This is a genomic window from Microbacterium sp. HMWF026, assembly GCF_003061325.1.
In the GTDB taxonomy this organism is placed as follows: Bacteria; Actinomycetota; Actinomycetes; order Actinomycetales; family Microbacteriaceae; genus Microbacterium; species Microbacterium testaceum_E.
The window spans coordinates 1-10,334 of sequence record NZ_QAJB01000016.1; the positions used below are offsets into that span (position 1 = coordinate 1).

General features: G+C 70.4%; 11 protein-coding genes. 5 read left to right on the plus strand and 6 right to left on the minus strand.

Annotated elements, in window-relative coordinates; all coding sequences use genetic code 11:
• The 6 genes from fae to DBR36_RS00665 all read right to left on the minus strand — a co-directional run.
• A partial coding sequence (gene fae, locus DBR36_RS00640; RefSeq protein ID WP_108317110.1) for a formaldehyde-activating enzyme occupies positions 1-500 on the minus strand: 500 nt, incomplete at its 3' end.
• A complete protein-coding gene (locus tag DBR36_RS00645) occupies positions 500-1,444 on the minus strand; it encodes a glycine betaine ABC transporter substrate-binding protein (RefSeq protein ID WP_108317111.1) in 945 nt (314 codons plus the stop codon). The genes DBR36_RS00645 and fae, both read right to left, overlap by 1 nt.
• A gap of 51 nt (positions 1,445-1,495) precedes the next feature.
• Complete coding sequence (locus DBR36_RS00650) at positions 1,496-2,290, minus strand: ABC transporter permease (protein ID WP_108317112.1); 795 nt, start codon at positions 2,288-2,290, stop codon at positions 1,496-1,498.
• Entirely contained in the window at positions 2,287-3,321 is a 1,035-nt protein-coding gene (locus DBR36_RS00655) for an ABC transporter ATP-binding protein (protein ID WP_108317113.1), read from the minus strand. The genes DBR36_RS00650 and DBR36_RS00655 overlap by 4 nt, the downstream gene beginning before the upstream one ends.
• A complete protein-coding gene (locus DBR36_RS00660; protein ID WP_108317114.1) occupies positions 3,314-3,979 on the minus strand; it encodes an ABC transporter permease in 666 nt (221 codons plus the stop codon). The genes DBR36_RS00655 and DBR36_RS00660 overlap by 8 nt, the downstream gene beginning before the upstream one ends.
• A gap of 103 nt (positions 3,980-4,082) precedes the next feature.
• Positions 4,083-4,949, minus strand: a complete 867-nt coding sequence (locus tag DBR36_RS00665) for an IclR family transcriptional regulator (RefSeq protein ID WP_108317115.1) — start codon at positions 4,947-4,949, stop codon at positions 4,083-4,085.
• A gap of 154 nt (positions 4,950-5,103) precedes the next feature.
• On the opposite strand from DBR36_RS00665, the gene DBR36_RS00670 reads away from it, so the two are divergent.
• From DBR36_RS00670 to DBR36_RS00690, 5 genes are all read left to right on the plus strand, one after another.
• The gene (locus DBR36_RS00670; protein ID WP_258222488.1) at positions 5,104-6,033 is read left to right on the plus strand and encodes an NAD(P)-dependent oxidoreductase; all 930 of its coding nucleotides are present in this window, start codon (positions 5,104-5,106) and stop codon (positions 6,031-6,033) included.
• Entirely contained in the window at positions 6,030-7,508 is a 1,479-nt protein-coding gene (locus DBR36_RS00675; protein ID WP_108317117.1) for an NAD-dependent succinate-semialdehyde dehydrogenase, read from the plus strand. The genes DBR36_RS00670 and DBR36_RS00675 overlap by 4 nt, the downstream gene beginning before the upstream one ends.
• The gene (locus tag DBR36_RS00680) at positions 7,501-8,292 is read left to right on the plus strand and encodes an SDR family oxidoreductase (RefSeq protein WP_258222489.1); all 792 of its coding nucleotides are present in this window, start codon (positions 7,501-7,503) and stop codon (positions 8,290-8,292) included. Before DBR36_RS00675 ends, DBR36_RS00680 begins: the two co-directional genes overlap by 8 nt.
• Positions 8,293-8,323: 31 nt before the next feature.
• Positions 8,324-9,787 (plus strand): FAD-binding oxidoreductase, encoded by a 1,464-nt coding sequence (locus DBR36_RS00685; protein ID WP_108317119.1) that lies wholly within the window; start codon positions 8,324-8,326, stop codon positions 9,785-9,787.
• A partial coding sequence (locus DBR36_RS00690) for an FGGY family carbohydrate kinase (protein WP_258222490.1) occupies positions 9,787-10,334 on the plus strand: 548 nt, incomplete at its 3' end. The genes DBR36_RS00685 and DBR36_RS00690, both read left to right, overlap by 1 nt.

Sequence of the window (10,334 nt, forward strand, 5' to 3'; positions counted from 1 at the left end):
GGGGTGAAGAACGGGTTCGACGGCGCGGTGCGCGCGGCGAGCACATCCTCGGTGGCGGGCAGCGAGCGGGCGCCGTTGCGGATCGCCTCGCGTGCGGCTTGACGATTGTTGCGGTAGATCTGCTCCGCGTCGGTGGCGGCCGGGTTGACCCACACCGCGGCGATGACCGCGTGCGTGTCGGCCCAGTCGGCGGGGATCTCGCCGTCGGCGACGGCATCGGCGATCCCGGATGCCACCCCCGCCTGCGCCGGACCCCAGATCAGCAGCCCGTGGGCATCGCTCTCAGGCGCCGACTTGGTGACGAAGAGGGTCAGCGGCTTGACGGGCAGAGACGGACGCAGCACCGCGACGAACGGCACGTGTCCCGCGCTCGGCGTCGCGATGGCCGTGGCCCACGCGACGCCGGCGGGACCGTCCCGGTGCCCGAGCACCGTGTTGATGTGGGCGGCGTGCGCCCCCTCTCCGACGAAGCTCTCACCGATCTGCACGTCGACGGCCATCAGATGAGACCCTGCTCCGTGAGCCAGTCGGTGGCGACGTCCTCGGGGTCCTCGCCGTCGACGTCGACGAGGGCGTTGAGCTTCTGCATCTCCTCGGTGGTCAGCAGCGGCGAGATCTCGGCGATCACGTCGGCGATCGCGGGGTACTCGTCGAGGGTCGACTGCTTGATGGTGAAGGCGCCCTGGTAGACGGGGAAGAACTCCTTGTCGTCCTCGAGCACCACGAGATCGAGCGCGGGGATGCGACCGTCGGTCTGGAAGACCTCGCCGAAGTTGCAGTCATCGCCCTTCTGCGTCGCGGTGTAGATGACGCCGGTGTCGAGCAGGGCGACGTTGGAGTCGGGCACGTTCAGGCCGTATGCGGTCTTGAGGCCGGGCCAGCCGTCGTCGCGCGTGGAGAACTCGCTCTCGATGCAGAAGGTCTGCTCGTCGGCGGGGAGCTTGGCGACGTCCGAGAGCGTCTTGACCCCGAGTTCCTCGGCCTTGTCGGCGCGGATCGCGAAGGCGTAAGTGTTGTTCAGCGGGGCCGGGTCGAGCCAGGCGATGCCCTTGGCGGCATCCGCTTCTTTGGTGGCGTCGAACTGCGCCTCGGCGCCGGCGACCGGGGCCGTGTTGCCGTTGTACGTGATCCACGACGTTCCGGTGTACTCCCAGTACCCGAGGAACTCGTCGTTCTCGAGGGCCTGACGCACGTTGGCCGAGCCGACGAGCTTGGTGTTGGCCTCGACATCGGCGCCGCGGGCGTTGAGCAGCTGCGTGGTGATGTGGGCCAGGATGTACTGCTCGGAGAAGTCCTTCGAGCCGATCTGACCCGTGAGCCCGGCGAGTTCGTCGCTCCCGCCCGCGGCGGAGCCGGAGCCGGAGGAGCCACCCGAACAGGCGGTGAGGGCGAAAACGCCGAGGGCCGCGACGGCGGTCAGCGAGAGAAGCGGACGACGCTTCATTGTGTCTCCTTGGTGTGGTGGGTGCGGTGGTGATGCAGGAACGGTGCGGGCTCAGATGCCCTTGGGGGTAAGCAGGTCTTCGGCGACGCCGGCGATCCAGTCGATGAGCAGCGCGATGCAGGCGACCAGGACGGCGCCGGTGACGAGCACGGGGTAGCGCTGGAGCTTGAGTCCGTTGACGATCATGTCGCCGAGCCCGCCGGCGTTGATGAAGGTCGCGATGGTCGCGACGCCGACGCAGAAAACGAGCGCGGTACGCAGCCCCGCGAGGATCACGGGCACGGCGAGCGGCAGCTCGATGCGGGCGAGCACCTGCACGGGCGTCATGCCCATGCCGCGCGCCGACTCGCGGATCGCGCCGTCGACCTGCTCGATGCCGATCATGGTGTTGCGCAGCACGGGCAGGAACGCGTAGATCACGAGGGCCACGAGCGCGGTGGTGTAGCCGGTCTGCCAGACGATGGCGAGCAGGATCACCACGCCCACGGCGGGGGTGGCCTGCCCGATGTTGGCCAGAGCCAGCACGATCGCCTTGACGGTCCGCGAGGGGGTCTTCGCCAGCAGGATGCCGACGGGGATCGCCAGCACGGCCACGAGCGCCGACGCCGCCACCGTGAGGCTGAGGTGCTCGCCGATGCGCAGCAACAGGTAGTCGGCGTTGAGGGTGCGCTGCTCGATCGAGTCGAGCGGCAGCGACGAGACCCACAGGTACAGGACGATGAGGAGTGCGACGACCACCGCGGGGGTGATGAAGCGCTTCCACAGCCGGCGCCCGCCGCGCTGGCGGCGCGCGGCAGCCAGTCGCGCGGCGCCGATGGTCTGCGTCTCGGTGGTGACGGTGGTCATCGCGCGCCGCCGGGGCGGGAGATGTCGGCGACCTCGACGCCGAGGGCGGCCGAGATGCGCTCCATGGAGAGCGAACCGAGCGCTCGTCCGTCGCGATCGACGACGGAGATCGTCGGCGAACCGTTGACCACGAGCAGGTCGAGGGCGTCGCGCAGGTTGTCGGCGACCGAGACGGCGACGGCTCCGGCATCCGTCATCGGGCCGAGGGGGGCCTCGCCGACGGGGATCAGGGCGAGACGCTTGAGGGCCGCGCCGTGGCCGATGAAGGAACGGACGTAGTCGTTGGCGGGGGCCGCGAGGATCGCGGCGGGGGTGTCGAACTGCTCGATGCGACTGCGCTCGGACAGCACCGCGATGCGGTCTCCCAGGCGGATGGCCTCGTCGAAGTCGTGGGTGACGAAGATGATGGTCTTGCCGATCGACTCCTGCAGCCGCAGGAACTCCGCCTGCAGGCGCTCCCGGGTGATGGGGTCGGTCGCGCCGAAGGGCTCGTCCATGAGCATGACGGGCGGATCGGCGGCCAGGGCGCGTGCGACACCGACGCGCTGCTGCTGGCCGCCCGAGAGCTGGCGCGGGTAGCGCTGGGCGAAGTCTCCGCTCAACTGCACGGTCTCGAGCAGCTCCTCGACGCGGTCGGCGGTGCGCTTCTTGGACCAGCCGAGGAGCTTAGGGACGACCGCGATGTTCTCGCCGATCGTCATGTGCGGGAAGAGGCCGATCTGCTGGATGACGTACCCGATGTGGCGGCGCAGCTCGTTGGGGTCGAGCGAGAGCACGTCACGCCCGTCGATCGAGATCGTGCCCGAGGTGGGCTCGATGATGCGGTTGATCATCTTCATCGTGGTGGTCTTGCCGCACCCCGAGGGGCCGACGAACATGATGAGCTCGCCCGGCTCGACGGTCATCGAGAAGGCGTCGACTGCGGGGGTGGGCTGACCGGGGTAGACCTTGGTCACGTTCTCGAGGCGGATGCCGACCCCCGAGGAGTCGCCCGCGGCGGCCGGTCGGGAAGTGGTGGTGGTGTCAGACACGGAGCCCCCTTGAGGTGGTGACGCGGGTAATGAAGACGAAGGCGGCGTCCAGGAACAGGGCCAGGACGATGACGCCGAGCGTTCCGGTGAGCGCGAAGTTGAGGGCGTTGCGCGAACCGAGCGACGACAGGCCCATGAAGATGAACTGGCCGAGCCCGGGACCCGCCACGTAGGCGGCGATCGCGGCGATGCCCACGGTGAGCTGCGCGGCGACGCGGACGCCGGTGAGGATGATCGGCCAGGCGATCGGCAGCTGCACCGACAGCAGGATGCGCGCGGGCGACATGCCCATGCCCTTGGCGGACTCCATGATCGCGGGTGGGACTTCGCGCAGTCCCACCACGGTGTTGCGCACGATCGGCAGCAGCGAATAGAACACGAGCGAGAACACCGTGGGCGTCCAGCCGAGACCGAGGACGGGCGTCAGCAGGGCCAGCAGGGCGAGCGACGGGATGGTCAGGGCGACGCCGGCGGCGGCGATCGTGACCGATCGAGAGACCGGACGGTTCCAGACGGCGACGCCGATCGCGATGCCGATCACGGCGGCGATGGCGATGCTCAGCACGACGACGGCGACGTGCTGGAGCACGAGTTCGGCGATGTCGTCGCTGCGGCGGCCCCAGAAGGTGAGGAGTCCGCCGAGGTCGAAGTCGGACATGCGTCGCACTCCTCTCCTCATCGAGATGGGCCGCGGTTCACGGCTGCGGCTGACTGTACGGCTGGGGGGTTCTTATCCTCAACCGTTGTTGTTCATATGGCAATTACCGCGATCCGGAGGTGATCGCCTCGAAGCCCACGGCTCGAGAAAGATCCTTGGCGCTGGATGCCACGAAGCGGGCGAGGGCGTCCAAGCGATCGCCGATGCGGGTCTTGGGCGCGCTGACGTTCAGCGCGGCGACGATGCGACCCGTGAAATCCCGCACCGGGGCGCTCGCGCCGACGACGCCGAGTTCGAGCTCCTCGTCGAGCAGCGCGTACCCGTTCGCCCGGATGCGGGCGAGCTCGGCGCGCAGGCTGTCGAGGTCGGAGACCACCTGCCGGTCGGCGGGCGGGCTCGGCAGCACCGAGAAACCCGCCGCGTGCGGGGGCACCGGTCCCACGATCGCCTGGTCCTGACCGTGCTCGGCGTACCAGCGGGTGAGGGAGTCGTCGTCCCAGTCGCTGAGCAGCACGCGACCCGAGGGGGTCCGCCACGCGGCGGTGGTGATGCCCTCCCACCCGGTGGTGCGGAACTCGTGCGGGCTCAGCTCGCTCGCGATGGTGAGCACGTTGCCGCCGCGCAGCACGCACAGGTGCGTCGTCTCGCGGGCGCGCTGGGCGACCCGGCGCAGAATCGGCTGGGACTCGCGGGTGAGCGTGCTCTCGACAGTCAGGGCGGCCAGGGCGTACAGGCGCGCCCCCAGCCGATACGCCAGCGTGTTGTCGTCGCGGTCCACGAGGCCGGCGTCGCCCAGGGTCGCGAGGGTGCGCGAGACGACGGCCTTGTCGCGGCCGGTGATCTGCGCGACCCTCGACACACCCAGGCCGCCGGCCGTGACCGCCTCTGCGGATCCGAGGATCTCGAGGATCTCGACATCGCGGGCCAGGCCCGAGGAGTTGCGACGCGGGGTCGCCGTGGGATCTGTCATGGACCGGAACCCTACCCAGTTGCCATATTCACATCAAGGGATGCTCACACGGCATCCTGGCCCTATCGTGGCCGTGCGGTCGCCACTGGCGGGCTCGAAGACGAGAGCCGCAGGAGCGCACCGCCCCCGATCCACGATCTCAAGGACTGGTCCCGTGACGAAGCGCACACTCACCGTCGGATTCATCGGCCTGGGCAGCATGGGCAGCGGAATGACCCGCAACCTCCAGGCATCCGGCTTCCCCCTGGTCGTCACCGACGTCCGCCCCGAGGCGGCGGCCGACGCCGTCGCGCGCGGCGCCGTCTGGGTCGACACCGCCGCAGAGGTGGCATCCCGATCCGACCTGGTCATCACGATGCTGCCCACGCCCCGGCACGTCGACCAGGTGCTGCGCGGGCCGGACGGCCTGCTCGACGCCCTCCCGTCGGGCGGTACCTGGGTCGACATGTCGACCTCGGTTCCCGAGGTCGCCGAGCGGGCCCGCGCCGAGCGCCCCGACCTGCGCGTGCTCGACGCCCCGGTCAGCGGGATGTCGGTGGGCGCGGCCAACGGCACGCTGCAGATCTTCATCGGCGGCGAGGCCGACGACGTCGAGCGCCTGCGCGAGGTGTTCGAGGCCATGGGCGAGCCCGAGCGGATCCTGCACGTCGGCGGGCACGGTGCCGGCTACGCGGTCAAGCTCATGATCAACCAGCTGTGGTTCTCGCACCTCATCGCCACGGCCGAGGTGCTCTCGGTGGGCGTCAAGGCCGGCGTCGACCTCGAGGTGCTGCGCCGCGCCCTGGTCGCCAGCCCCGCCAACAGCAACTTCGTCGAGCACGACGTGCTGTCGATCCTCGACCACGGCGACTACGACGAGGGCTTCGCCCTCGCCCTCGCCTGCAAGGACCTCGGTCTGTCGTCCGACCTGGCCCGTTCGGTCGGGATGCCGTACGAGCTGTCGGGCCTCGTCGACCAGCAGTTCCGCCGCGCCAAGGCCATGTACGGCGAGCGCGCCGGCGAGATGGCGCCCTTCCGCCTGTACGAGGACCTGCTCGGCGAGCCGCTGCGCCGCGCCCGGGCCGCCGCGGAGGTCTCGCGATGACCGACGAACGCGCCTTCGTCGCCGCGCTGCCCACCGATCTCTTCATTGACGGCGCCTGGCGCCCGGCATCCACCGGGGACCGCTTCGACGTGATCGACCCCTCGACGGGCGACGTCCTCGCCGCGGTCGCCGACGCGAGCGTCGCCGACGGAGACGCGGCCCTGGCCGCCGCCCATCGCGCGCAGGAGTCGTGGGGGCGCACCGCTCCGCGCGAGCGCGCCGAGATCCTGCGTCGGGCTTTCGAGATCGTCACCGCGCGCGCCGAGGACTTCGCACTCGCCATGACGCTCGAGATGGGCAAGCCCCTCGCCGAGGCGCGGGGCGAGGTCGCCTACGGCGCCGAGTTCCTGCGCTGGTTCAGCGAAGAGGCGCCGCGCATCTCGGGTCGGTACGCCGTCGCCCCCGACGGCCGCAACCGCCTGCTGGTGGTGCAGCGCCCGGTGGGCCCGTGCCTGTTCATCACGCCGTGGAACTTCCCCCTCGCGATGGCCACGCGAAAGATCGCCCCCGCGATCGCGGCCGGGTGCACCATGGTGCTCAAGCCCGCCGCGCTCACGCCCCTCACCGCCCTGCTGCTGACCGAGGTGCTGCGCGAGGCGGGGCTGCCGGACGGCGTGCTCAACGTCATCCCCACCACCCACGCCGGCGCCGTCACCGCCCCGCTCGTGCAGGATCCGCGCCTGCGCAAGCTGTCGTTCACCGGCTCCACCGGCGTCGGGCAGCGCCTGATCGCCGACTCGGCCGCGCAGGTCCTGCGCGTCTCGATGGAGCTCGGCGGCAACGCGCCCTTCCTCGTCTTCGAGGACGCGGACCTGGATGCCGCCGTCGACGGTGCCGTGCTGGCGAAGATGCGCAACGGCGGCGAGGCGTGCGTCGCCGCGAACCGCTTCCTCGTGCACGAGTCGGTGGCCGAGGAGTTCATCGAGCGCTTCGCGGCGCGCATCGGCGCCTTCGTGCCCGCGCGCGGCACCGACCCGTCGTCGACGGTGGGACCCCTGGTCGACGCCGCCACGCGGGACAAGGTCGCCTCGCTCGTCGAGGGGGCGGTCGCCCAGGGTGCCCGCGTCGCCGTCGGCGGCAGCGCGATCCCCGGACCCGGGTACTTCTACCAGCCGACCGTCCTGGTCGACGTGCCGACCGACGCCGACATCTTGCGCGAGGAGATCTTCGGCCCCGTCGCCCCGATCCTCACCTTCCGGGACGAGGACGAGGCCGTCCGCCTCGCCAACGACACCGAGTTCGGTCTGGTCTGCTTCGCCTACACGCGCGACCTGGACCGGGGCCTGCGCCTGGCCGAGCGCCTCGAAACGGGGATGCTGGGTCTGAACGCCGGCGTCGTGTCGAACCCCGCCGCGCCTTTCGGTGGTGTCAAGCAATCGGGCCTGGGCCGCGAGGGCGGAGCCGAGGGCATCCACGAATACCTCGAGACCGTCTACGTCGGCATCGCCGACCCCTTCGCCTCCCGGAGTGCCTGACCGCATGGACATCACCGACTTCTCCACCGACTTCTTCTCTCTCGCCGGTCGCACCGCGATCGTCACGGGCGGCAACGGCGGACTCGGCCGCGCGTTCTCGGTCGCGCTCGCCGCGGCCGGGGCGAACGTGTTCGTCCCCTCGCTCGCCGACGACGACGGCGAGACGGCGCGGCTGATCGAGGCGCACGGGCGCGAGTACGCGTTCGTGCAGTCCGACATCACGGCCGCCGGCGAGCCCGAGCGGGTCGTTCGGGCGTGCGTCGAGCGCTTCGGCGGGGTCGACGTGCTCGTCAACTCGGCCGGCATCAACCTGCTCAGCGAGGACGTCGTCGCCTTCGACCGCGCCAAGTGGGACCCGATGATCGCGGTCAACCTCACCGCGGCCTTCGACTTCGCCCGCGCTGCGGCCGAGGTCATGATTCCGAACCGCCGCGGCAAGATCATCAACATCGCCTCGCTGTTCTCGTTCCTCGGCGGGCGTCAGTCGCCCGCGTACGCGGCATCCAAGGCGGGCATCGTCGGGTTCACCAAGGCGTACGCCGACGAACTGGGCGGATTCGGCATCCAGGTCAACGCGGTCGCGCCCGGGTACTTCGCGACGGCGCTCACCGAGAAGACCCGATCGGATGCCGTGGCCAACGCCCGCATCGTCGACCACGTCCCCGCGGGCCGGTGGGGCGACCCCGCCGACCTCATGGGCGCGGTCGTGTTCCTCGCCAGCCGCGCCAGCGACTACGTCACCGGGCACACGCTCGTCGTCGACGGCGGCTACCTGCTGCGCTGACCCGATTCCCCACCGATCCAGGAAGACCGACATGGCCGATTCCCGTTCCCCGTTGACCCGTTCCGACATCGTCGCCCGGCTGACCGACCTGCTCGGGGCCGAGGCCGTCGACACCCGCGAGGCAGAGCTGCGCGACGCCAGCGTCGACCGCTTCAAGAAGTACTCCGCCGTTCACGGCATCTTCGACGGGCCGTTCCCCGCCGCGATCGTGTATCCGCGTTCGACCGACGAGGTCTCGCGGGTGCTGCGCTTCGCCGACGACAACCGGATCGCCGTGGTGCCGCGCACCGGCCGCACCGCGACCGAGGGCGGCCTCGAGACGGTGATCGCCGACACGATCGTGCTCGACGGATCGCGGATGGACGGCATCCTGAACGTCGACACCGTCGACATGATGGTCACCGTCCAATGCGGCGCCGGGCTGCAACGCGTCGAGGACGAGCTCCGCGCGCAGGGGTACACGACCGGTCACTCCCCGCAGTCCAAGCCGCTCGCGCAGTACGGCGGTCTGGTCGCCACGCGCTCGATCGGGCAGTTCTCGACCCTCTACGGCGGGATCGAGGACATGGTCGTCGGGCTCGAGGCCGTGCTCGCCGACGGCACCGTGACCCGCATCAAGAACGTGCCGCGTCGCGCCGCCGGTCCCGACATCCGCCACCTGATCATCGGCAACGAGGGCGCGATGGCGTTCGTGACCGAGGTGACGGTCAAGATCTGGCCCTATACCCCCGAGAACAACCGCTTCTTCGGCTTCGTCACCGAGGACTTCGGCGCGGGCATCGAGCTGCTGCGCGAGCTGGTGACCCAGGGCTACCGCCCCTCGGTCGCGCGCGTGTACTCGCCCGAGGACGCGCGCCAGCACTTCGCGCACTTCCACGACGGCAAGAGCGTCGTCGTGCTGGTCGCCGAGGGACCCCGCCGTCTCGCCGAGGCGACCGCCGAGGCCATCGCGGAAGCCGCCGAGGGCAAGCCCCTCGAGCGCGTCGACGACGCGCTCATCGAGCGGTGGTTCGACAACCTCAACTGGGGCCAGGACAAGATCGACCGCGAGAAGCGCGAGATGCTCGAGAAGGCCCATCTCGGCTACACCACCGAGGTGTCGGTGGACTGGTCGCGCGTGGTCGAGCTGTACGAGTCGGTGATGGACCGCGTGCGGCGCGAGTTCCCCCGCGCCGCCGACTTGACCATGCTCGGCGCGCACTCCTCGCACAGCTACCAGACCGGCACGAACCTGTACTTCGTGTACGACTACGACATCCGGTGCGATCCCCGCGATGAGATCACCGAGTACCACGAGCCGCTCAACGCCATCGTCGTCGAAGAGGCGCTGCGCCTGGGCGGGTCGATGGTGCACCACCACGGCATCGGCAAGTACCGCACGGCCTGGACCGACGAAGAGCACGGCAGCGCCGTGGTGCTGCTGAAGCGGATGAAGGCCGCGCTCGACCCGAACGGCATCATGAACCCCGGCACGATCTTCGCGCTGGGGCGCTGATGCCGGTCGTCGTCGCGATCGACAACGGCTCGCAGTCGACGAAGGTGCTCGTCGTCGACGAGACGGGTCGCGTCCGGGCGCAGGCGCGCGTGGGCTTGCGGCCCTACGCGACGCCCGCCCCCGGTCGAAGCGTCCACCCCGACGACGACGTCTGGGACTCGATCGTGCGCGCGTGTCGCCGGGCGATGGAGCGCTTCGACGGTGACCCCGCCGAGATCGTCGGCATCGGTCTCTGCACGATCCGCTTCTGCCGCGCCCTGCTGCGCGCCGACGGCTCGCTCGCGGAACCGCTGCTGAGCTGGATGGACGAGCGGGTCGCGCGCCCGCACGTCGACGCGCCCGATGTGGCGCACGTGACGACCTCGTCGGGGTACATCGCGCACCGTCTCACCGGTGCGTTCCGCGACGCCGCCGGCAACTACCAGGGCGTGTGGCCGATCGACCAGGGCTCGTGGCGGTGGTCCTCGGACCCGGATGCCACGGCTGCCACCGGCATGGATCCCTCGCTGCTGAGCGAGCTCGTGGACCCGGGCGCAGAGCTCGGCCG